Here is a 22,250-nt window from a genome sequence, read left to right on the forward strand (position 1 = left end):
CATGATGCGAACTATGCCAAAAGTGCTGCTTATCCGCCTGTTTTTACTTCTGCTGCTTGCCCTACCGGCCCTGGCCCAGACTCCGGCTGATACGGCCCGGTTGCGCCGCCACCTGGTGGCCCTCACAACTACGCCCCAGCCCCGCAATTACCAGCACCTGGCCAGCCTCAACCAGGCCGCCGACTATATTACCGCCGAGCTGGCTGCTGCCGGGGGGCGGCCAACCGCGCAGGCCTACGAGGTGCAGGGCCAGACCTACCGCAACGTGCTGGCCAGCTTCGGCCCCGAAACCGGCGCGCGCCTTGTAATTGGGGCGCACTATGATGTGTGCGGCGAGCAGCCGGGCGCCGACGACAACGGTACCGGCGTGGCGGCGCTGCTAGAGCTGGCGCGGCTGCTGGGCCAGCAGCCGGCGCTGCCCTACCGCATCGACCTGGTGGCTTACACGCTGGAAGAGCCACCCTTTTTTCGGACTCCGCAGATGGGCAGCTACGTGCATGCCAAGTCGCTGCACGAGGCTGGCGTGCCGGTGCGCGGCATGGTGGCCCTGGAAATGCTCGGTTACTACGACGACCGAAGGGGCAGTCAGGACTATCCTTTTGGCCCGCTGAAATGGGTGTATGGCAGCCGGGGCAACTACGTAACCGTGGCCCAGAAACTCGGTAACGGCCGCTTTGGTCGAACATTTGCGCGGCGCTACAAAACGGCCGCCACGCTGCCCGTGAAGCGTTTTAAAGCCCCCGCCTGGATGCCCGGCATCGACTTCTCCGACCACCTCAACTACTGGCACTTCGGCTACCCGGCGGTGCTACTCACCGATACCGCCTTCTATCGCAACAAGCACTATCACCAGCCCACCGACACGTTGGCCCGGCTCGATATGCGCCGTCTGGCCCTGGCCGTGGATGCGCTGCTGGCTGTGGTGCTACACGATTGATGCCGGCGTGGCAGCCCGCCGGCCCACCCAAGCCCAACCAGTTTGCACTATTAGGTACGTACTGGCATCCTCATGAACGTGCGTGAAGTGGGGTTTAGTGAGGCCCCACGTCGGCCAGCCGTCTGGGTAATCAAAAGAATCCAGCCAGATTTCCCAGGGGCGGGTTATCCAGGTGAGTTGGGCGGCACCGGGTAGCTGCTGGTACTCCGGGGGCAGGGAAGGGCCGCCTGCGGAGGGCTGCTGGGATACAGATTGATGATGCGCTAAATTGTCCCGGATGCTGACTGATACTTCTGATTCATGTGCAAAATCCGGAGAAACAAGCCAAATCGTTAAGCAACACGGTTCTGATAAGCCCTCTAATTGTATCTCCCAGTCAAATAGCGTGTTGAGTAAATGTGTGGCAGCCCGTTGCCGAATCTGGCGCGGTGGTAGTCTTCCGTGCCAGTGCCAGATGCCCAATCCTAGCTGACGGCGAAAAACGTGATGCTGGTCGAGTACAGCCATCGGTAACGGGGCTGGCTGAGGCTGGAGGCTAGAGGTAAGGCGGGAGTGACGCCTGCCACCTCTGACCTTGCTGCGTAGGGAGAATTTCATGAAGACCAAGGTTAACCTTTATTTTTGCTCAACTACTATATCTTTACTAATTTGCTCAACTGCTATATCTTTACTAAATAGCTATAGCTTTAAGCAAATCGTTCTTCATCCGTGGTTTATGTCTCAGCTCCGCTGCCCCAAGTGCGAATCGATGGAAGCTACCAAAAGCGGCATTGTGGGCGGTAGGCAGCGGTATAAGTGCCGCAACTGTGGTTACCACTACTCGGTGGCCAAGGCCGGTAAGGAAACCAACCCGTACTACGTTATCAAGGCCCTGCAGCTGTATGTGGAGGGCGTGAGCTACCGCGAGATTGAGCGGCTGCTGGGCGTAAGCCACGTGAGCGTGATGAACTGGGTGAAGAAATATGGCGTGAAGGCCCCGCGGCAAACCGACTACCATCCGACGTATAAAATCCTTAATCAGAAGGAGCTGGCCGAGTTTTTCCAGAACCCTGACAACATTAAGGGCTCGGGTATGATGATAACCGAGCTGGGCGACAAGTACATGCTGATTAAGTGGGAGCGGTTCCGGCAGGCCTGAAGCTATAGGCACTTAGCGGAAGTATAGCCAGCATGCGGATTTGCGGGCGGAGATTTTTCTATTTGGGGATACCGAAGCGCGGCTGTTGAGGCTGAGGCTTGCGGGTTTGACCCAGATCTGTCCCATTTCTCCCCACCCTCATGCGTAAAAATTGCTACCCACTGGCCCTGAGTGCCTTGCTGCTGGCCACTGCCGCCTCGGCCCAGGTGCAGCCGCCGCCCGCCGGCAAGCAGCCCTCCCCGCCGCCCGCCCCCCAGGCCCCCGCACCCGCGTCGGCCGCCCCCACCGAGTCGGTGCCCTATGGAGCGGGGCTGAAAGTTTCGCTCTCGCCCGATGGTTCGAAATACATGCGTTTCATCACCTGGCACCAGGTCTGGACGCGCTTCAACCAGAACAATAGCGGCTCGCAGCATACTTCAGGCGACCCGCAACGCAACACCTTTGATGTGGGCCTGCGCCGCTCCCGCCTGATTCTGTACGCCCAGCTGAACCCGCGGTTTATGGTTCTGACCCACATCGGTATCAACAACCAGAATGCGGTAGGCGGCGGCGTGGGCATCGGCGACCCGGGCAAAAAGCCCCAGCTGTTCGTGCACGAGGCCGTGGTGGAGTACAAGGTGTTTAGCCAATTGAGCCTGGGAGCGGGCCTGCACTACCAGAACGGCATTTCGCGCATGACGCGGGCCAGCACCCTTAACTTTCTGGCCTTCGATGCGCCCATCACCAACTGGCCCACCATCGAAAAAACCGACCAGTTTGCCCGCTACATGGGCATTTACGCCAAAGGCCGGATAGGCAAGCTCGATTACGCGGTAGCCGTTAACGACCCGTTCGTAACCAGCCCGACGGCCACCCCGGCCACCGTGCCCACCAACGTGGCCGAGTACTATCCGCGCAACCATTCCAAGAACTTCCAGGGTTACTTCGCCTACGAGTTTCTCGACCAGGAAGCCAACCTGCTGCCCTATGCGGTAGGCTCGTATCTGGGAGCCAAGCGAGTCTTCAATATCGGGGCGGGCTTCCTGTTTAACAAGGATGCTATGTTCTCGCGGCCCGGTGCTTTGCCGCCGCCGCCCACGGGCCAGCCCGGCGCCGACCCGTACAGCTACGTGCCGTTCAAAACCCATAACATGGGCATCTGGTCGGCCGATGTATTTTTTGATACGCCTCTCAACAAAGAGGCCGGCACCGCTTTCACGACCTACGCGGTGTACTACAACTTCGACTTTGGGCCGAACTACGTGCGCAACATCGGCATCATGAACCCGAGCTCAGCCGGAGGCTCGGCTGCTATTCCAGGGGCCGGCACGCTGCGCGGCAACTCCTTCCCGACGGTGGGAACGGGCTCGGCTTTGTACGCACAAGCCGGCTACCTGCTGCCCAAGAACGTGCTCGGGCCCAAGGCGCGCCTGCAGCCCTACGCTGCCTGGCTGCACGGCGATTACGAAGGACTGGAGGCCATTGGGGCCAAAAAGGTGAACGTGCTGGACCTGGGGGCCAATGTGCTGCTTGACGGCCACAACGCCAAGCTCACGCTCAACTACCGCGTCCGGCCCGACTACTCCAACCCGCAAAACATCAACTACCGCCCCGAAATCACGCTTCAGACGATGGTTTTCTTGTAAGCGTCCCAGCAGTTCGCAGTTCACTCATATTTCCAACCCCAACTCCCCAACTTCATGGAACAAGATGTAAACCGGGGCGGCTCGGTGGCAACCCTCGATGCGTCCCCGGAGCACGACAACAACCAGGTTTCGTCCAGCAAAATCTGGCAGGTAATCACGGCCTCCTCGGTGGGCACGGTGATTGAGTGGTACGATTTTTACATTTTCGGCTCGCTGGCCGCCATCATTGGGCCGGTGCTGTTTGGTACCAGTGGTAAAATAGAAGACACTATTCTTGGCACGCTGGCCGTGTTTGGGGCCGGGTTCGTAGTGCGGCCGTTCGGGGCACTCGTGTTCGGGCGCATCGGCGATATGATCGGGCGTAAATACACGTTTCTGCTCACGCTGCTGCTCATGGGCGGGGCCACGTTTGCCACGGGCCTGATTCCGAGCTACGACAAGATTGGGGTGGCCGCGCCCATTATCGTAACGCTGCTGCGCCTGCTGCAGGGCCTGGCGCTGGGCGGCGAGTACGGCGGGGCCACTACCTACGTGGCCGAGCACTCGCCCGACAAAAAGCGCGGCTACTACACGTCGTTTATTCAGACGACGGCCACGGTGGGCCTGCTCATCAGCATCATCGTCATCATTGCCACCCGCAACCTCATGGGCGAGGCTGCCTTCAAAGAGTGGGGCTGGCGCATTCCGTTCCTGCTGTCGGGCGCGCTGGTCATTGCTTCGTACTACATCCGGCTCAAGCTGCACGAGTCGCCGCTGTTTGCCAAGGCCAAGGCCGAGGGCACTACTTCGAAGAACCCGTTGCGCGAGTCGTTCGTGAACCCCGTAAACCGCCGGCTGGTGCTTATTTCGCTGTTTGGCGCCACTATGGGCCAGGGCGTGGTGTGGTACACGGGGCAGTTCTACGCCTACTCGTTCATGCAGAATACGCTCAAGCTCGACATTATCGACGCGGCCCTGGTGCTGTGCGCCGCCCTGATTCTGGCCACGCCATTTTTCGTGTACTTCGGCGGCCTTTCCGACCGTATCGGCCGCAAGAAAATCATCATGATGGGCCTGCTCTGCGGGGCCTTGTTCACCATCCCAATTTTCTACGGCATGAAGGCCTTTGCCGGCCCGCTCACCGAAACGGTGGCCGCCACCGTGGACGCCACCGGCAAGGCCGTACCGGCCGTAATGAAGGCCCTGAATCCGCAGCTGCTGCCGATGACGGCCCTGGTTTTCTGCCTGGTCCTGTTCGTGACGATGGCCTACGGGCCGATTGCCGCCTACCTCGTCGAGCTGTTCCCGACCAAGGTGCGCTACACCAGCCTCTCGTTCCCGTACCACATCGGCAACGGTATTTTCGGCGGCTTTGTACCCCTCATTGCCACGGCCCTCACGCTGTGGGCGGCCGGCAAACCCGACGGCACGTTTTTGAAGATGTGGAGCAGCTACGCCGGTCTGGTGTATCCGGTGGCCATTGCCTTCATCTGCTTCATTATCGGCTCCATCTACATGAAAGACGTGCGCAACGTCAAGCTTATGGATAACGAGTCGGGCGAGGCAGTTTCCTAGCCGGGCCGTGCGGCCACCGCAAATCCGCCGGGCCGTTGGTTCGGCGGATTTGCCTTGCCCGGCAGGCGGTGGCAGGCGTAGCGGCGCTGGCATGCGGCGCTGCTTCAGCTCCGATCCGCTCTGCAACATACTATCCATTTATGCGCTTACTTGAACGCGTCATCTTCCTGCCACGCCATGCTGAACCCCCAACCCTCCGAACAGCGGCCCGAGCAGCGACGCGGGCAGCGGCTGCTGTTTCTGGCGCTGCTGTTTGGGGTGCTGCTCAACTTCCCGCTCCTGGGTGCCTTCAGCCTCGATGCCCGCGTGGCCGGCATTCCGGTGCTCTACCTCTACGTGCTGCTGGTTTGGGGCGCTTTGGTTGCTCTCACGGGCTGGCTGGTGAGAGGAATTAAAAATTGAAAAAAATCAGAACGTCATACTTCATCTGGCGTCCGCTTGTCGAAGCATGACGTTGCTTTGACTTTGAAACTGTTTAGGAAGTACTTGGAATCAATTAGAACGTCATGCTGAGCTTGCCGAAGCATCTCTGCCGCTTCGTTGAACGACTGCTACGAAGCGGTAGAGATGCTTCGGCAAGCTCAGCATGACGGTCCTTTGACTTCCTAAACAGCTTCTTCGTAAAACAGCTTCAGCGCATCATACCGCCATACTTTCAATTAGTAATTCCCAAAATGTCCCCGCTGCTGGTAATCGGTTTTTCGTTTGGTTACCTCGGGCTGCTGTTCGGGTTGGCTTATGCGGCCGAGCGGCGGGTGGCGGCGCGCCGTAGCTGGGTGAGCAACCCCTACGTGTACGCCCTGAGTATGGCCGTGTACTGTACCGCTTGGACGTATTACGGCTCGGTAGGAAGGGCCGCGCACTTCGGGCTGGAGTTTGTGGGCATCTACCTGGGTCCTACGCTTATGGCCCCGCTGGCCTGGCTGGTGCTGCGCAAAATCATCCGCATCTGCCGCGCCCAGCGCCTCACTTCCATTGCCGATTTTATCTCGGCGCGCTACGGCAAAAGTGCCAGCCTGGGCGCGCTGGCTACCGTAGGTTGCGTGCTGGGCGTGGTGCCCTACATTTCGCTTCAGATCAAGGCCATTGCGGCCTCGTTTGAGATGCTGACCCACGGCCCAAATGCGCTGGGTCTGCCCGTTGAGAATGCGGCGGCCGTCACGTCGGCGTTTTATACCACCGTGGCGCTGGCTTTCTTCACCATTGTGTTCGGGGTGCGCTCCGTCGAGGCCACCGAGCGGCACGAGGGCATGGTGCTGGCCGTGGCCGTCGAAAGCCTGATGAAGCTGGTGGCCTTTCTGGTGGCCGGCCTGTTCGTGACCTACGGGCTGTTCAACGGCTTTGCCGACGTGTTCGAGCGGGCCGCGGCCGTGCCCGATCTGCGCCGCCTGTTCACGCTGGAAGGGGCCGGCACCACGCCCGGACAGTGGCTAACGCTGCTGCTGCTGAGCATGTCGGCCATTCTGCTGCTGCCCCGGCAGTTTCAGGTGAGCGTGGTGGAAAACGTGAACGAGGACCACCTGCGCAAGGCCATGTGGCTGTTTCCACTTTACCTCATTATCATCAACCTGCTGGTGCTGCCGCTGGCTTTCGGGGGCCGCCTGCTCGATGGGGCCGGCCGCCTCGATGCTGATATGTATGTGCTGGCGCTGCCCCTGCAGGCGGGCCGGCCCTGGCTGGCGCTGTTCATTTACCTAGGGGGGCTTTCGGCGGCCAGCAGCATGATTGTGGTGGAAACCATTGCCCTGAGCGTGATGATCAGCCACCACCTGTTTATGCCGCTGCTGGTGCGTGGGCCGGTGGGGCGGGAGCAGGGGCCGCGCTGGTTTGCCCGCCTCGGGCAGCTGGCGTTGCACAGTCGGCGGCTGGCCGTGGTGCTGGTGCTGGTGCTGGCCTTCGCCTACTACGCCGCCGTGGGGCATCTGCTGCCGCTGGTAAACATTGGCCTTATTTCGTTTGCCGCGGTGGCGCAGTTTGCGCCCGTGGTGCTGGGCGGGCTGTACTGGCAGGGCGGCACCCGGGCCGGGGCCACGGCGGGCCTGCTGGCCGGGCTGCTGCTGTGGCTCTACACGCTGGTGCTGCCTACCGCAGTAGAGACAGGCCTGCTGGCCGATACGCTGCTGCTCGAAGGGCCGTTGGGCGTGGGCTGGCTGCGGCCGGGGGCGCTGCTGGGCCTCACGGGCCTCGACCCGCTTTCGCACGGGCTGTTCTGGAGCTGGTTTTTCAATTTGGGCCTGTACGTGGGCGTGTCGTTGCTGGGGCGCGCGCCCTCGGCGCTTGAGCAGCGGCAGGCCGAGCTGTTCGTGCATGTGTTTCGCCACGAGCCGGGCTTCGAAACCGGCCCGGCCGGCTGGCACAGCGTGGCCTCGCTGCCCGATGTACGGGCGTTGCTGACAGGCTTTTTGGGGAAAAAGCGTACGGCGCAGGCCCTCGGCGCTTTCCACGAGCACTTCCCCGGCCACATGGTTCGGCCTGCCGATGCCACCGGCCCGGCTGCGCCGGCAACCGGGCCCGATGCGCCCGCCGACCCGCGGCTGCTGGCCTACGCCGAGAAGCTGCTGGCCGGCGCCATCGGCCCGGCCTCGGCCCGGCTGCTGCTGCGCTCCTCGGTAGCAGGAGTCGAGGAAATCAGCTTCGATAATGTGGTGGTTATTCTCAAGGAAAGCCAACAGTTGCTCGAAGCCAACCGCCAGCTCCAAAAGCAGCAGCGGCAGCTGCAGGCCCTCACCAGCCAGCTCCAGCAGGCCTACAACCAGCTCCGGGAGCTCGACCAGCACAAGGACGAGTTCCTCTACACCGTCACCCACGAGTTGCGCACGCCCCTGACCAGCATCCGGGCGCTGTCGGAAATCCTGAGCGACAACCCCGAGCTGGATGAGGAGGAGCGCCACCGTTTCCTGCACACCATCACCCGCGAGGCCGAGCGCCTGAGCCGCCTGATTGCGCTGGTGCTCGATCTGGAGAAGTACGAGTCGGGTACGGCGCGCCTCGACAAAGCGCCCCTCGATGTGGCCGACATCATCACCGATGCCCTGGAGGCCGTGGGCCCGCCGCTGCGCGCCAAGCAGATACAGCTGGACTTGGCCGTGCCGCCCGGCCTGCCCGCCCTGCCCGGCGACCGGGACCGGCTGATGCAGGTGTTAGTAAACCTGCTCAGCAACGCCATCAAATCGTGCCGGGCCGATGGGACGGGGCGCATTGCCGTGGGCGTGCAAACCACGGCCGGTGGCCTGTTGCTGTGGGTGCAGGACAACGGCAAGGGCATTGCGCCCGAGTTCCACCACCTGCTGTTCGACAAGTTTTACCAAGCCCAGAACCAGACCACCCGCAAGCCCGAGGGTACGGGGCTGGGGCTGGCCATCACCAAAAAAATAGTGGAACTGCACGCCGGCCGCATCTGGGTGGAAAGCGAAACCGACCAGGGGGCCCGGTTTTCGCTGGAACTACCGCTATTGTCATCCTGAGCGCAGCGAAGGAACTGTACAGAAGCTAACCCTAATACTGAATACCCTCTACCCAGTCCTTTAATTGCGCTCAAGATGACAAGGTTAAGGGATTATGAATCTGCAACTTAACAACTACGGAAATGAATGCAGGCTATTATGTGTACATCACGGCTAACCCTACCAAAACGGTGCTTTATACCGGCCTGACCAACGACCTGAACACTCGGTTACAGCAGCACTTCGAAAACCGGGGTACCAAAAGCAGCTTCGCCGGCTGGTATTATTGCTTTGAGCCAATGAAGCTGTTTAGAAAGTCAAAAGAACGTCATGCTGAGCGCAGTCGAAGCATCTCTACCGCTTCGTTAACAACCACAACGAAGCGGTAGAGATGCTTCGACTGCGCTCAGCATGACGTCCTAACTGATTGCTGGCACTTCCTAAACAGCTTCAATGTATTTCGAGCATTTCCAGGAGATAAACCAGGCAATTGCCCGCGAAAAGGAAATAAAAGGCTGGACCCGCAACAAAAAGAACCCCCTAATTGAACAACTGAACCCGCATTGGGAGTCGATGGCCCCGACTACCTGGCAAGACGACGCTACGCTGCCAACAGTATGAACTGCTACTCCTGTCTAACCCTGAGCGAAGTGAAGCACCTGTACATCAGGCGTAGTTTGATGTTGGCCTCTGTAAAGTTCCTTCGCTCCGCTCAGGATGACAAAGGTGGAGTAGTTTAAAAACCCCTCGCTATGAATACGACCCCGCATATTCTTATTGTCGACGACGAGCCCAATATTGTGATGTCGCTCGAATTTCTGATGCGCAAGGCCGGCTATCGCGTCAGCATCGCCCGCAATGGCAGCGAGGCGCTGGAGGCCGTTGGCCAAACGCCCTTCGACCTGATTTTGCTCGATATTATGATGCCCGATGTGGATGGCTACGAGGTGTGCCGGCAGGTGCGCCGGCACCCCCGGCAGGCCGGCACGCGGGTGGTGTTTCTGAGTGCTAAAAGCAAGGAGGCCGATATGCAGCAGGGCTATGAAGTAGGGGCCGACCTCTACCTGACCAAGCCTTTCAGCACCCGCCAGCTGATGGCGAAGGTAAAAGAGCAGCTAGCCGCTGGCAGCCCCTAAGCCCGCGCCGCCGCCCGGCACCGTACCGTTCTGCATTCACTCCCTCCAAACGCCCCGCCCATGCCTACCTACGCCGCCGATTACGCTGCCAGCCTCGCCGATCCGGCCGGTTTCTGGTCCGGGCAGGCCGCCCGCCTGACCTGGCAGCGCGACCCGCCCCGGCCGGTGCTGAGCCAGGACGAGGATACCGGCTTCTACCGCTGGTTTCGGGGCGGCCGGTTGAACACCAGCTGGCTGTGCCTCGATTACCACGTAGCCAACGGCCGCGCCAACCAGCCTGCCCTGCACTACGACTCGCCCGTAACCAACGTGCGCCGCAGCTACACCTACGCCGAGCTGCTCGACCTGACGGCCCGGCTGGCCGGGGGCCTGCGCGCCCAGGGGGTCGGAGAGGGCGACCGGGTGCTCATCTACATGCCCAATATGCCCGAGGCGGTGGTGGCTATGCTGGCCTGCGCCCGGCTGGGGGCAGTACACTCGGTGGTGTTTGGGGGCTTTGCACCGCCCGAGCTGGCCGTGCGCATTGATGATGCGCAGCCCCGCGCCATCATCTGTGCTTCGGCCGGAATGGAAGTCGACCGCCCGATACCCTACCTGCCGCTGGTGCGCGAGGCCCTGGCGCTGGCCACCCACCAACCGGCCTGCGTGGTGGTCAGCCAGCGCGACTTCTGCCCGGCCGAGCTGCCCGAAGTGCCGGCCACCGTGGCAGGAGAGGCGGCCGCAACGGCCCCACGGTTCGTGGACTACCACGAGCTGCTCCAGGCCGCGCCGGTAGCGGCCGTGCCGCTTGATGCCACGGCGCCGCTCTACATTCTGTACACCAGTGGCACCACTGGCCGGCCCAAGGGCGTGGTGCGCGAGCATGGCGGGCACGCCGTGGCGTTGCGCTACAGCATGGGGGCCGTGTACGGGCTGAAACCAGGCGAAACCATGTTCAGCGGCTCAGATATTGGCTGGGCCGTGGGCCACAGCTACATCGTGTACGGGCCTCTGCTGCTGGGCGCCACCACGGTACTGTTCGAGGGCAAGCCCATACGCACGCCCGACGCAGGCACGTTCTGGCGGCTGGCCGCCGATTACGGGGTGCATGTGCTGTTCACGGCCCCCACTGCCATCCGCGCCATCCGCAAAGAGGACCCCGAGGGCCGGTTGGCCCGGCAGTATGATTTAAGCCGGTTGCGCCACCTGTTTCTGGCCGGCGAGCGGTGCGACCCTGCTACCTATGCCTGGGCCGGCGAGCTGCTGGGCATACCCGTTGTCGACCACTGGTGGCAAACCGAGTCGGGCTGGCCGATGCTGGCCACCTGCATGGGCTACCCCGATGCGCTGCCGGCCCGCGCCGGCTCGGCCGGCCACCCGGTGCCGGGCTACCAGCTCGAAATCCTCGACGAAGAAGGCCAGCCCGTACCGGCCGGCACCACCGGGCTGGTAGCGCTACGCCTGCCGCTGCCCCCCGGCTGCCTGCCCACGCTCTGGCAGGATGATGCCCGCTTTCAGCAGGCCTACCTCGACCAGTTTCCGGGCTACTATATATCGGGCGACGGGGGCTACCGCGATGCGCAGGGTTACTGCTACATTATGGGCCGCGTAGATGACGTGATAAATATAGCCGGCCACCGCATGAGCACCGGCGAGCTGGAAGAAGTGCTGGCCGCCCACCCGGCCGTGGCCGAGTGCGCTGTACTGGGCCTCTTCGACGAGCTGCGCGGGCAGGTGCCGGTGGGCCTGGTGGTGCTCAAGGATGGCCAGACACTGCCTGAAGCCGAGCTGGAGCAACAGCTTATTCAGCTGGTGCGCAGCCGGGTAGGGGCGGTGGCCTGCTTCCGGCAGGCGGCCGTGGTGGCGCGGCTGCCCAAAACCCGTTCGGGCAAAATACTGCGCAAGACCCTGCGCCAGCTCGCCGACGGTGAAGAATTTACGGTACCTTCCACGATTGATGACCCCGCCATCCTCGACGAAATCCGGGCCGTACTGACCCGGCGCGGGATGCTGAAGGAAATCGGCGGCTCCCAGCTTGACCCCTCATGCCTGTCATCCTGAGCGGAGCGAAGAACCTGGCAAGAAGCTGACATCAAGGAATAGATTCTTACCAGGTCCTTCGCTCCGCTCAGGATGACAAAACGTTAACCTCACCATTTCAAAACCCAACCTATGCCTACATCCGCTACACCCCAGCACGCCCGCATCCGTACCCTCGAAGGATACCATGAGGCTTACCACCTCAGCACCCACCACCCCAACGAGTTCTGGGCCGCGGTGGCCGAGCCCTTTACATGGCGCCGCAAGTGGAGCACCGTGATGGAGTCGGATATGGCAGCCGGCGAAACGACGTGGTTTGCGGGGGCGCGGCTCAACATCACCGAAAACTGCCTCGACCGCCACCTGGCCACCCGGGGCAACAAGCTGGCCCTCATCTATGAGCCCAACGACATCAAGGAGCGCCACCTGCGCCTGACCTACCGCGAGCTGCACCAGCGCGTGTGCCAGTTTGCCAACGTGCTGCTCAACAATGGGGTGGAAAAAGGCGACCGGGTGTGCCTCTATATGCCCATGATACCAGAGCTCACCATTGCCGTGCTGGCCTGCGCCCGTATCGGGGCGGTGCACTCAGTCATTTTCGCCGGCTTCTCGGCCACCGCCATTGCCGACCGCGTGAACGATGCCCAGGCGAAGCTGGTGATAACGTCGGACGGCCTGAACCGCGGCGCCAAGCAGATTCCGGTGAAACGGGTGGTGGATGAGGCCCTCGAAACCTGCCCTTCGGTGCGCAAGGTAGTGGTAGTGGAGCACCTGGGCTGGCCGGTGCAGATGGAGGAAGAGCGCGACGTGTGGTACCACGAGGAGGCCGAAGACGTGGCCAAAACCTGCCCCGCCGAGGAGATGAAGGCTGAAGACCCGCTGTTTATTCTGTACACCTCGGGCAGCACCGGCAAGCCCAAGGGCGTGGTACACACCACCGCCGGCTACATGGTGTGGGCCGATTACACCTTCCGCAACGTGTTTCAGGTGGAAGAAAACGACGTGTTCTGGTGTACTGCCGATGTGGGCTGGGTAACGGGCCATACCTACCTGATTTACGGCCCGCTGCTGGCCGGCTCCACCACCCTCATGTTCGAGGGCATCCCCACGTACCCCGATGCCGGGCGGTTCTGGGAGGTGATTGACAAGCACTCGGTGAGCGTATTCTACACCGCGCCTACCGCCATCCGTGCCCTCATGGCCGAGCCCCTCGACAACGTGCTCAGCTACTCGCTCGACTCGCTACGCGTGATTGGTTCGGTGGGCGAGCCCATCAATGAGGAAGCCTGGCACTGGTACAACGAGCACGTGGGCAAAGGCCGCTGCCCGCTGGTAGACACCTGGTGGCAGACCGAAACCGGCGGCATTATGATTTCGCCGCTGGCCGGCATTACCCCCTCGAAGCCGACCTACGCCGGCCTGCCGCTGCCCGGCGTGTGGCCCGTGCTGCTGCGCCAGGATGGCACCGAAGTTGAAGGCAATGAGGAAGAAGGCTATCTGGCCATCAAGCAGGCCTGGCCGGGTATCATCCGTACCACCTGGGGCGACCACAGCCGCGCCGTGCAGACCTATTTCGCGGCCTACCCCGGTTACTACTTCACCGGCGACGGGGCCCGCCGCGACGCCAACGGCCTCTACCGCATTATCGGCCGCGTTGATGACGTGATTAATGTGAGCGGCCACCGCTTCGGCACGGCCGAAATCGAAAATGCCATCAACCAGAACCCCAACGTGGTGGAAAGTGCGGTGGTAGGCTACCCGCACGAGGTGAAGGGCCAAGGCATTTACGCCTACATCATCTGCCGCGAAGGCGCTTGTAAGAGCGAGGCCGATAAGCCCCGTATCGAGGCCAGCGTCATCGAAACTGTGGTAGCCGAAATCGGTAAAATCGCCCGGCCCGACAAAATCCAGATCGTGACGGGCCTGCCCAAAACGCGCTCGGGCAAAATCATGCGCCGCATCCTGCGCAAGGTAGCCGAGGGCGACACCACCACGCTGGGCGACACCAGCACCCTGCTCGACCCCGCCGTTGTAGACGATATTATCGAGGGCGCCAAGTAAGGCGGAGCCGCGTATGAGCGTGCGGCTGCCACGTGTCTGAGCAGCTTTCCGCTAATAGGATTTGTGAGAAAGGGTTACGCTAAAAGGCTGTAGCGCGAGGTTCGAACTTCGCGCTACAGCCTTTTAGCGTAGGTGCTGGCTGACCCGAGTTGCGGAGTAGTTTGTTGGCACGGCGTAGGGTGCGGGGCTTAGACCCGCCCGCCACGAGAGCGATACGTAGTGTGCCAACCTGGCCGTTCAATGGCGGGCGGGGACAAGCCCCGCACCCTACGCTGTTATTCGCAACTCGGGTCCGCCATACAGGCTGAGTTCTTCGCTGTTTATAGTCAAAATAAAGCAGGTGCTCTACCCTCGTCGTGGCTGCTTACCCCGCCGGTGCTTTGATGAAAGTCATGCATAGCGCGTGATATGGATCATAGCATTTGCAGGTCATTCCCAGGTTCTTTGCTTGCGCTTATTTTCCCTGCTTCCAGCCCTGTCTCATGATACCTTCCCTGCTGATTCGTTGGTTACTCCGGGCTCCATAGGCGGGCTACGTGCAGGCTTCGGAGCAGGGTGTTTTTCTTGCTCTGGTGGGCCTCCATGCGCCCCAGAATGCCGGTCAGCGTCTGCACGGCGGTTACAATGCGGGGGCCTTTGTTGAGCATAACGCACTCGGCCCGGCTGCCCATGGCGGCGTCGGTAATTTCGGCCCGCGCCGGCATACCACCGCTAGCCAGGCTTTCCAGCACCTGCGTGGCCCAGATAGCGGGCACATGGGCCGCTTCGCAGAGCCACAGTATCTCTTCCTGCACCTCGGCCAGCCGCTCGAAGCCGCACTCCACTGCCAGGTCGCCGCGGGCAATCATCACGCCGCAGCTTTCGGCCTGCATAGCGCGCAGCAACAGGTCGGGCAGCTGTTCGAATGCCCGTCGGGTTTCAATTTTAAGTACAATGGGCAGCACCCGGTCGGTGAGCCGGTGTAGGTGCTGCCGTAGCAGCGTTATATCCGCGGGGCTGTTGACGAAGGAGAGTTGTACGGCATCGGCGTGTTGAGCAATAAATACCAGGTGCTGCAAATCCGTTTCTGTCAGGGCCGGAATGGAAAGCTGGCTGTCGGGCAGGTTGATGCCTTTGTCGTTGCGCAGCTTGTCGCCCTCGGGGCGGGCCTGCACGATGCGCACCTGCACTGCCTGCTCATCTACCCGCTCCACTACGCCCCCAATTTTACCGTCGTCGAACCAGATACGCTCACCCGGCTGCACCGAATCGAACACTTCGGGCAGCGTGCAGCCGATAACTGCCGGGCCGGCCCCGGCAGCAGCCGTGGAGTGGGGCAGGGCTGGCTCGTTGCGGGCCTTGCCAACTAGGGGCTGGCGGGTGAGCAGCAGCTGGTCGTTGGGGCGCAGCAGCAGAAACGAAGACTTGGCGGATATGCCATGCGGGCTGGCCTGCGCCCCGCCGGGCCCGGTAAAAACCGTGGAAGGGGTGATGTAGGCCGTTTTGCGCAGCTCTATCCAGCAACCGTTTGCCTCCACACCCACTACGCGCAGCTTCCGCCGGGCTCCGCGCGCATCCTTAAACGATACGCGGCTGCCCAGGCGCAGACCCTGCAGCCAGGCCACCGGAAAAGCCAGCGTGGTAGCTGTGGCCGGGTGCTGCCGGGCTGCCAGCCATAGGCGGGCGGGGGCCGTTACCCGGCCCATGGCGTCGCGCGTGGGCTTCACCTTCAGCACGGCTGGTGCGGGCGGCAAGCCCTGGGTGCGCAGCTTGGGACCGGCCAGGTCCATGCTTACCCGGCAGGTCTTGCCCAGTTCCTGCTCGGCGCGCCGCAGGTGAGCAATCATCAGGCTCCAGGCCGTGGCGTCGTCGTGGGCGCAGTTGATGCGCATACAGTTCATGCCTTCGCGCAGCAGGTTGCGCACCAGCTCGTAGTTGCCAGCTGCCTCGCCGGGCATGGTTACCATAATCCGGACGTTGTGCGCTGCCGGTGCCGGACCCAGGCAGGCGTTGCTATGCCCGGCCAGCAGGCGCGGGCCGCCCTCAAAATCGGGGGTAGTTTCGGGAGAAGGGACGGCGGCGGCCGGTGCCAGCAATGCCTGCACGATGGCCAGCACCGATTCGACGGTGGCCAGTGCATGGGCTTCGGCGCGGCCCAACGACGAGAGGCCCAATGCGGCAAGGCGTTGCTGCAGGTCGCGCCGGTCGTGCTGGCGCAGGGCCAGGTAATGCAGCAGGTTGTGGGCGCTGGGCAGGAAGCTTGGGTGCACGGCCTGCAACTGGTCGGCGGCCTGTTCGGCCAGGCGCAGCATGTCGGCGCGCAGCGTGGTCAGCTCAGCCAGCAGTTCGGTTAGCGCGGGTGCGTGGCGTCGGGCATAGGGGAGGTGCTGGACAAGTTTAGGCATAAGGAAGCAGCATCAACCTCGGGTACCAAAATGGGTGAGCGTTGGGCAGCAGAGCAGCCGCAGGCGGTGTATCAGCTCATCGAGGGCATCCAGTCGGGCACGCCCGGGCCGTGGGCGGGTAGCAGCAGCACCGGCACCGCGCAGCCGCGCAGCACCTGCGCCGTTACGCTATGGTGGAACAGCCGACCCAGAAAGCTGCGGGGGCGCGCAATCAGAATCAGTAAATCGGCCTGCAGCTCGGCCCGGGCCCGCAGAATGGTGGCGGCCGGGTCGTCGTCGTTGTAGAGCTGCGGTGCCGTGGCCAATGGCAGCAACTGGCGCAGCGGCTCGCCAACCCGCGTATACTGGTCCGCCTGCTCTGCTGCCCCATCCAAAGCCGGCCGGACATGCACCACCGAAAAAGTGGCTTTCCAGCTTGCCAGCAGTGGGGCCAGGGCCAGGGCGGCTTCTCCTAATATGAAGTGCTCGCCATCGACGGCTACCAGCACGCGGCGCGGCATCTCGGGCGGCGGCCCGGCTTCGGGCACCAGCAGCAGCGGCCGATGAGTGGCCCGCAGCACCGGCAGGGCCTGGTTGTGCAGCAACTGATCCAGCAGGTCGGGCTCGGCGCTCAGGCCCATGGCCAGCAGCAGCGGATGGAAACGGGTAATTGCCTGCTGCACGGCATCGGCCAGGGGGGGCATCAGCACCGATGCGCCGGCTGCCGTGGGCAAGCCTTCGGCCAGCTCCTGTAGGGCCGCGTCTGCCTCGGTCTGCAACCGGTCTACGTAGGGCATCGGAACAAACGCCAGCTCCGACGACAGCATCGGAGCCTGGCAGACGTTGACCAGCTCCAGCCGCACCTGCCGCGGCGCGCCCAGCAGGGCCGCATAGTGCGCGGCACGTGCGGCTCCGGCAGACAGATCGACGAAGACAACAAAGCAGGGCTGCATGACGAGAAAGAGGAAAAGTTTACGGACCTGATTTATAAAAGCTAGTCTTTGGCGGGCAGCACCAGCACCGGAATGGGGCTGCGCTCGATGAACTGCCCCGTGATGCTGTGATGGAACAGGCTGCCCAGCAGGCTGTGGCGACGGGCTATTACGACCAGCAGGTCGGCCTGCTGCCGGGCCGCTTCGGCCAGCACACCATCTGCTGCCGACAGATCGGCCACTTCGGAAACCTGGCCAAAGGCTATTTCGTCGGCTAAGTCGTTGGCGGCTATGGTTTCCAGAATGCTTTCGGTTCCCAGGCGCGGGTGGCTGCTGTCGGATACCCGTACTACGTTCAGTGTGCCGCCGTCCGATACGCTTAGCAGACGCCGGATAATGTCTTGGTACTGGTGCAGCACGAACGGGTGCCCGTCGACGGCCAGCAGCAGGCGGCGGGGCGGCCCGGCCTGCTGGCCCAGGGCCGGTACCAGCAGCAGTGGGTAGGGAACGGTGCTGAGCAGTGTTTTGGCCGTGTCAACCATCACTTCCAGGGGTGTGCTGCCTCCACCGGGCGGGCCCAGTACCAGCAGCAGGGGCGCGTGGTAGCGCACGGCGGCGCGCAAGGCCTCGGGCAGTTCCCGCTCCGATATTTCTACCTGAGTGGATACGGGCTGCGTTGCGGCCAGTTGTTGCAGTGCCTGCTCGGTGGCCAGGGCACCAACGGGCACGTAAGCCGGGTCATCGACTGGGGCCAGTAGGGCATCATAGCGGGCGTGTAGTAGCACGAGCTCTGCCTGCAGGGGCAGCGCCAGCCCGGCAGCATATGCCAGCGCACTATTGGTAACGGCATAAGAATCGGTCAGTACTATTAAAGGCAAGGCCATAGTGGGAGAGAATAGCAGGTGGAATGAGGGCTTAGCAAGCGGCTGGAAGTGGACTCCAGAAAGAGGGAAGTGCGCAGGAATGCGGAATGCGTCGGGAGAAAAACAGCCGGGAAAACAGGGCTGCAACGGTGACCAGGAAACTGACCGGAAACCGCACAGAAGCGAAAAAAAAGGCTTCCGGGAGCAGGGGCAGACCAAGTGGACAGTCACGCTGGCTTGATATGCTCAAGATACGCTAATAACTTAACTACTGTCGGGCGCCCAGCCCACGGGCGGCTCTTTGGCACTGTGCTAAGCCCAAACCGGAAAGAGTGCCGACCAACCGGCCGGCACTCTTTCGAAAACTTGGATAAACGCATAGCAAAACGAAGGATCCAGTGCCCTCCGCATCTTGGATGGTCTAGAATCGGCTCAGGTAGTCCTTTGCTTTGGTCTTGCTCTTCTTTTTCTTCTTGCCCGAAGAAAGCCACACTATCAGGCCTGCCGTAACGGCGCCAATGGTAGCCATTTTAGTAACGAAAGCGGTACGGTTGTGCTTCCACTCCATGTCGTAGCCTTTTTCGGCCCAGATGTTGGGCAGCTTGCCATGAGACAAGTCAGACACGAGCCCTTCCACCATATCCACGCGGTCGGCCAATACCAGTGGCAGCCAGCGCTTATACTGGTTCTCGGGGTACTTATAGGCCTGGCGGCGAATCATGCCACTCAGGCCGGCAGGCAGCTCGGGCGTACCGAATACAGCCGACACGTGCTGGCGCTCCACCGATTTCAGCACTTCCTCGTTCACGGGCTGCAGGTTGTTGGGGCGGCTCTTGCTGTTGGGGTCCTCCTCCGCGTTCATGCGTTTGCGCATGGGGTAGGTGGGGTCATTTTTGGGGTCGGCGTCAATGCCCCAGCCATTAATGGTTTTAGGGTCGATGGGGGTATTTATGGCGGTATCTTTCATGGGAGGCGAGGTTACTGGTTGGCAGTTGGGGGCATGAGCACGGTTTTGATGCAGTTATCCAGTTTGTTGGAGAACATGCGGTAGCCGTCGGCTACTTCTTCCAGCGGCATACGGTGCGTAATCAGGCCCTTGGGGTCCAGTACGCCGTTCTGCACGTGCTCAATCAGGCGCGGCAGCAGGCGCTTCACCGAGGTCTGGTTGCCCCGGATGGTCAGGCCTTTGTTCATGGCGTTACCGATGGGAATCAGGTTGTCGGTCGGGCCGTACACGCCCACAATCGATACCACGCCACCCTTTTTCACGGCGTTGATGGCCCAATGGAGGGCCGTGGCCGAACCCGCTTGCAACAGCAGCTTGCGGCCGGTAATGGTTTGCAAGGTGTTGCCTTCGGCTTCGGCCCCCACGGCGTCAATCACGCAGTCGGCGCCCATGAAGTCGGTGATTTTCTTGATGAACATCACCGGGTCGCCGATTTCCTCGAAGTTGTAAGCCTCGCAGTACGCGTAGTTGCGGGCAAAGTCAAGGCGGTATTCCTGCTTGTCGATAATGATAACCCGACCCGCGCCGAACAGCCAGGCGCAACGGGCGGCCACAATGCCGATAGGACCGGCCCCGAACACCACCACCGTGTCGCCCTTCTGGATACCGGCCATCTCGGCGCCCTGGTAACCCGTCGGAATCACGTCGGTGAGCATCACGGCATCGTCCAGGTCCATATCGGCCGGAATGATAACCGGGCCCACATTGGCGTAGGGCACGCGGGCGTACTCGGCCTGGCCACCGTTGAAACCGCCAGCCGTGTGCGAGTAGCCGTAGATGCCGCCTACCGCCCCCGATTCGCTGTTGGATTCCTGGCAGTTCCCGAACATTTCCTGCTTGCAGAAATGGCACTCGCCGCAGGCAATATTGAAGGGTACAATCACCCGGTCGCCCACTTTTACGTTGGTCACTTCAGACCCGATATCGACTATTTCGCCCACAAACTCGTGGCCGAAAGTGGAGCCTACGCGGGTGTCGGGGATGTTGCCGTTGTACAGGTGCAGGTCGGAGCCGCAGATGCAGGCGCGCAGCACGCGCACGATGGCATCCTGAGGATGCTTGATTTCCGGCATGGGTTTCTGCACGGCACGGACCCGCTTGGGGCCCCGATATTCCATTGCTAGCATAAGGATTCTGGAAAGGATATGAAGGAGTGAAACGGGCAAATACCTGGGCCAGGAGCGAAAAAACGGCCGCTCGCAAACCCGGTATCTACCCATTCATTTACCCCGGGCCCTGCCAGAAGGTTGTTACGGTGGCGCTTGAAGACGCCAGGGAGTAAGAAACGACAAGTCGGCAAACGAAGCGGAGCCGAATTGACTACCGGGTGGTAGTCGATTCGGCTCCGCTGTTTTTATCCAGGCCACCTACGCAGTCAGCAACTGCCTGCAAAGCTGGAGCTTCGCTGTCCTTAGCTTCGCGCTACAGCCGCGTTATATCAGTTGTGTTAGAAATCCAGACTGGGCGCTGGCAGCACCTTGCCCGTTACCTCGCCGAAACCGATGCGTACGCCGTCTTTCTCAGCGAAGCCGCGCATCGTTACCCGGTCGCCGTCGAGCAAAAACTTGCGCTCTGTACCGTCGGCCAGCGGCACGGGGCGGGTACCCTTCCAAGATAGCTCCAGCATCGAGCCCAGCGAATCGGGCGTGGTGCCCGAAATGGTGCCCGAGGCGTACAAGTCGCCGACCTGCTGGTTGCAGCCGTTGGAAGCGTGATGGGCCAGCTGCTGGGCCATGCTCCAGTACATGAGGCCGAAATTGGCGTATGAAACCGCTGTTTCGGGTCCACCTTCGGGCTGAATGGTGACCTCCAGCTTGACGTCAAAGTTATGCTCACCGGTCTGGCGCAGGTATAGCAGTGGCTCGGGCTCCTGCACCGGCCCGGCCATGCGGAAAGGTTCCAGCGCATCGAGCGTCACCACCCAAGGCGCCACGCTGCTGCCGAAGCTTTTGCCCAGAAACGGCCCCAGCGGCACGTACTCCCAGCTCTGAATATCGCGGGCGCTCCAGTCGTTGAACAGCATCAGCCCAAAAATGTAGTCCTCGGCGCTCTGCACCGGCAGCGTGTCGCCGAGGGCGGTAGGGCGGCCCACCACGAAGGCCATTTCCAACTCAAAATCGAGCTGCTGGCTGGGGCCGAACGTAGGCGCGGCGGCATCGGGGGCCTTGCGCTGGCCGTTGGGCCGGCGAATATCGGTGCCGCTGACCACGATGGAGCTGGCCCGGCCGTGGTAGCCAATCGGGATGTGGCGCCAGTTGGGCAGCAGCGCGTTGTTGGGGTCGCGGAACATGGTGCCCACGTTGGTAGCGTGCTCGATGCTGGAGTAGAAGTCGGTGTAGTTCTGGGGATTTACGGGGCGCAGCATCTGCACGGCATCCTGGCGCAGCAGACACTCGCGCATGGCTTCAGGCTGGTCGCGCAGGGCGGGGTTGTCGTGGCGCAGCAGCTCGCTCAGGCGCTGGCGCACGGCCCGCCACGCCGGCCGGCCCAGGGCAATAAACTGGTTGAGGCTGCGGCGGCGAAACACCTTGGGCATTTTCTTGCCCAGTTCCAGGTCTTCGAAATAGCCGAACTGGGCCACGGCGTACAGGTCGAGCACGTATTCGCCAATGGCCACGCCCAGCCGCGGGCCGCGCTCCGGGGTTTCAAATACGCCGAAAGGCAGGTTCTGAATCGGAAAGTCGCTGCCAGGGGCAATATCAATCCAGGAGCGCAGCGTGGGGTCGTTGGCGTTGGCCATAGTAGCGGGTTGGTTGGCGTGGGTGAATAGGGTAGTGGATAAGGCAAAGGTAGAAGGGTAGGGGGAATGGGCAGGAGAAAGGTGTACCGCAGCTATTGAACGGTAGCGTTTGCCTTGCCAAATAGCCCTGTAGCTGCTGGTGCAGTTCAGAAAGCGAGAGCAACGTCATGCTGAGCGCAGCCGAAGCATGACGCTCTGGGTGATTCCGGACAATTCCTGAACAGCTTCGTTACTTGCAGAAGTATGCTGCCTAATGGGGCAGTATCGTTGCCTTGTCTTCTGCAAAATCAACGCATGCCAGCAGCGCACACAGTTCGGAGAATTGAGTCGGAACGGCTTGTTTCGGCTCCGGTAGCCGCAGTTTGGGCGCACATCACCAACGTGCAGCTGGAGCAGTTTGCCGACCCGCTGCTATTCCGGCTTCTGGATGTAC

At 61.9% G+C, this 22,250-nt stretch carries 17 protein-coding genes; 11 read left to right on the forward strand and 6 right to left on the reverse strand.

Annotated features, from left to right (window positions below; genetic code table 11):
• Positions 1 to 13: 13 nt before the first annotated feature.
• The 11 genes from HW554_RS14595 (at position 14) to acs (ending at position 13,913) form a co-directional block, all read left to right on the forward strand.
• Positions 14 to 937 carry a M28 family peptidase gene (locus tag HW554_RS14595; RefSeq protein WP_218134732.1) on the forward strand — a complete coding sequence of 308 codons (924 nt, stop codon included), beginning with the start codon at positions 14 to 16 and terminating at the stop codon, positions 935 to 937.
• 715 nt (positions 938 to 1,652) lie between these two features.
• Positions 1,653 to 2,075 (forward strand): IS1/IS1595 family N-terminal zinc-binding domain-containing protein, encoded by a 423-nt coding sequence (locus HW554_RS14600; protein WP_176909312.1) that lies wholly within the window; start codon positions 1,653 to 1,655, stop codon positions 2,073 to 2,075.
• Between the two features lie 140 nt (positions 2,076 to 2,215).
• Complete coding sequence (locus tag HW554_RS14605) at positions 2,216 to 3,700, forward strand: hypothetical protein (protein WP_246285282.1); 1,485 nt, start codon at positions 2,216 to 2,218, stop codon at positions 3,698 to 3,700.
• 54 nt (positions 3,701 to 3,754) lie between these two features.
• Entirely contained in the window at positions 3,755 to 5,254 is a 1,500-nt protein-coding gene (locus HW554_RS14610) for an MFS transporter (RefSeq protein ID WP_176909313.1), read from the forward strand.
• A gap of 177 nt (positions 5,255 to 5,431) precedes the next feature.
• Complete coding sequence (locus HW554_RS14615) at positions 5,432 to 5,656, forward strand: hypothetical protein (protein WP_176909314.1); 225 nt, start codon at positions 5,432 to 5,434, stop codon at positions 5,654 to 5,656.
• 272 nt (positions 5,657 to 5,928) lie between these two features.
• Entirely contained in the window at positions 5,929 to 8,718 is a 2,790-nt protein-coding gene (locus HW554_RS14620; RefSeq protein ID WP_176909315.1) for a sensor histidine kinase, read from the forward strand.
• Between the two features lie 122 nt (positions 8,719 to 8,840).
• The gene (locus HW554_RS14625; protein WP_176909316.1) at positions 8,841 to 9,086 is read left to right on the forward strand and encodes a GIY-YIG nuclease family protein; all 246 of its coding nucleotides are present in this window, start codon (positions 8,841 to 8,843) and stop codon (positions 9,084 to 9,086) included.
• A 64-nt stretch (positions 9,087 to 9,150) separates the two neighbouring features.
• A complete protein-coding gene (locus tag HW554_RS14630; protein WP_176909317.1) occupies positions 9,151 to 9,318 on the forward strand; it encodes a GIY-YIG nuclease family protein in 168 nt (55 codons plus the stop codon).
• 131 nt (positions 9,319 to 9,449) lie between these two features.
• The gene (locus HW554_RS14635; protein ID WP_176909318.1) at positions 9,450 to 9,833 is read left to right on the forward strand and encodes a response regulator transcription factor; all 384 of its coding nucleotides are present in this window, start codon (positions 9,450 to 9,452) and stop codon (positions 9,831 to 9,833) included.
• Between the two features lie 60 nt (positions 9,834 to 9,893).
• A complete protein-coding gene (locus HW554_RS14640) occupies positions 9,894 to 11,873 on the forward strand; it encodes an AMP-binding protein (protein ID WP_176909319.1) in 1,980 nt (659 codons plus the stop codon).
• Positions 11,874 to 11,984: 111 nt separating this feature from the next.
• Positions 11,985 to 13,913, forward strand: coding sequence for an acetate--CoA ligase (acs, locus tag HW554_RS14645; RefSeq protein ID WP_176909320.1), 1,929 nt, complete (start codon positions 11,985 to 11,987; stop codon positions 13,911 to 13,913).
• Positions 13,914 to 14,422: 509 nt separating this feature from the next.
• Here the strand turns inward: acs and HW554_RS14650 are convergent.
• The 6 genes from HW554_RS14650 to fahA form a co-directional block, all read right to left on the reverse strand.
• A complete protein-coding gene (locus tag HW554_RS14650; protein WP_176909321.1) occupies positions 14,423 to 16,297 on the reverse strand; it encodes a pyruvate kinase in 1,875 nt (624 codons plus the stop codon).
• Positions 16,298 to 16,368: 71 nt separating this feature from the next.
• A complete protein-coding gene (locus HW554_RS14655; protein ID WP_176909322.1) occupies positions 16,369 to 17,229 on the reverse strand; it encodes a universal stress protein in 861 nt (286 codons plus the stop codon).
• Positions 17,230 to 17,270: 41 nt separating this feature from the next.
• A complete protein-coding gene (locus HW554_RS14660) occupies positions 17,271 to 18,092 on the reverse strand; it encodes a universal stress protein (protein ID WP_176909323.1) in 822 nt (273 codons plus the stop codon).
• A gap of 400 nt (positions 18,093 to 18,492) precedes the next feature.
• Positions 18,493 to 19,038, reverse strand: coding sequence for a hypothetical protein (locus tag HW554_RS14665; protein WP_176909324.1), 546 nt, complete (start codon positions 19,036 to 19,038; stop codon positions 18,493 to 18,495).
• Positions 19,039 to 19,049: 11 nt separating this feature from the next.
• Positions 19,050 to 20,204 carry a zinc-dependent alcohol dehydrogenase gene (locus tag HW554_RS14670; RefSeq protein WP_176909325.1) on the reverse strand — a complete coding sequence of 385 codons (1,155 nt, stop codon included), beginning with the start codon at positions 20,202 to 20,204 and terminating at the stop codon, positions 19,050 to 19,052.
• Positions 20,205 to 20,524: 320 nt separating this feature from the next.
• Positions 20,525 to 21,817, reverse strand: coding sequence for a fumarylacetoacetase (gene fahA / locus HW554_RS14675; protein ID WP_176909326.1), 1,293 nt, complete (start codon positions 21,815 to 21,817; stop codon positions 20,525 to 20,527).
• Between the last annotated feature and the right edge of the window lie 433 nt (positions 21,818 to 22,250).

Source organism: Hymenobacter lapidiphilus, assembly GCF_013377885.1.
Taxonomy (GTDB): domain Bacteria; phylum Bacteroidota; class Bacteroidia; order Cytophagales; family Hymenobacteraceae; genus Hymenobacter; species Hymenobacter lapidiphilus.

Bases quoted from the DNA above. Each gene is read 5' to 3' on its own strand.
- HW554_RS14625 (WP_176909316.1), top strand. From the start codon at position 8,841: ATGAATGCAGGCTATTATGTGTACATCACGGCTAACCCTACCAAAACG.
- fahA (WP_176909326.1), bottom strand. From the start codon at position 21,817: ATGGCCAACGCCAACGACCCCACGCTGCGCTCCTGGATTGATATTGCC.
- HW554_RS14605 (WP_246285282.1), top strand. From the start codon at position 2,216: ATGCGTAAAAATTGCTACCCACTGGCCCTGAGTGCCTTGCTGCTGGCC.
- HW554_RS14650 (WP_176909321.1), bottom strand. From the start codon at position 16,297: ATGCCTAAACTTGTCCAGCACCTCCCCTATGCCCGACGCCACGCACCC.
- HW554_RS14640 (WP_176909319.1), top strand. From the start codon at position 9,894: ATGCCTACCTACGCCGCCGATTACGCTGCCAGCCTCGCCGATCCGGCC.
- HW554_RS14655 (WP_176909322.1), bottom strand. From the start codon at position 17,229: ATGCAGCCCTGCTTTGTTGTCTTCGTCGATCTGTCTGCCGGAGCCGCA.
- HW554_RS14660 (WP_176909323.1), bottom strand. From the start codon at position 18,092: ATGGCCTTGCCTTTAATAGTACTGACCGATTCTTATGCCGTTACCAAT.
- HW554_RS14610 (WP_176909313.1), top strand. From the start codon at position 3,755: ATGGAACAAGATGTAAACCGGGGCGGCTCGGTGGCAACCCTCGATGCG.
- acs (WP_176909320.1), top strand. From the start codon at position 11,985: ATGCCTACATCCGCTACACCCCAGCACGCCCGCATCCGTACCCTCGAA.
- HW554_RS14595 (WP_218134732.1), top strand. From the start codon at position 14: ATGCCAAAAGTGCTGCTTATCCGCCTGTTTTTACTTCTGCTGCTTGCC.
- HW554_RS14670 (WP_176909325.1), bottom strand. From the start codon at position 20,204: ATGCTAGCAATGGAATATCGGGGCCCCAAGCGGGTCCGTGCCGTGCAG.
- HW554_RS14620 (WP_176909315.1), top strand. From the start codon at position 5,929: ATGTCCCCGCTGCTGGTAATCGGTTTTTCGTTTGGTTACCTCGGGCTG.
- HW554_RS14600 (WP_176909312.1), top strand. From the start codon at position 1,653: ATGTCTCAGCTCCGCTGCCCCAAGTGCGAATCGATGGAAGCTACCAAA.
- HW554_RS14630 (WP_176909317.1), top strand. From the start codon at position 9,151: ATGTATTTCGAGCATTTCCAGGAGATAAACCAGGCAATTGCCCGCGAA.
- HW554_RS14665 (WP_176909324.1), bottom strand. From the start codon at position 19,038: ATGAAAGATACCGCCATAAATACCCCCATCGACCCTAAAACCATTAAT.
- HW554_RS14635 (WP_176909318.1), top strand. From the start codon at position 9,450: ATGAATACGACCCCGCATATTCTTATTGTCGACGACGAGCCCAATATT.
- HW554_RS14615 (WP_176909314.1), top strand. From the start codon at position 5,432: ATGCTGAACCCCCAACCCTCCGAACAGCGGCCCGAGCAGCGACGCGGG.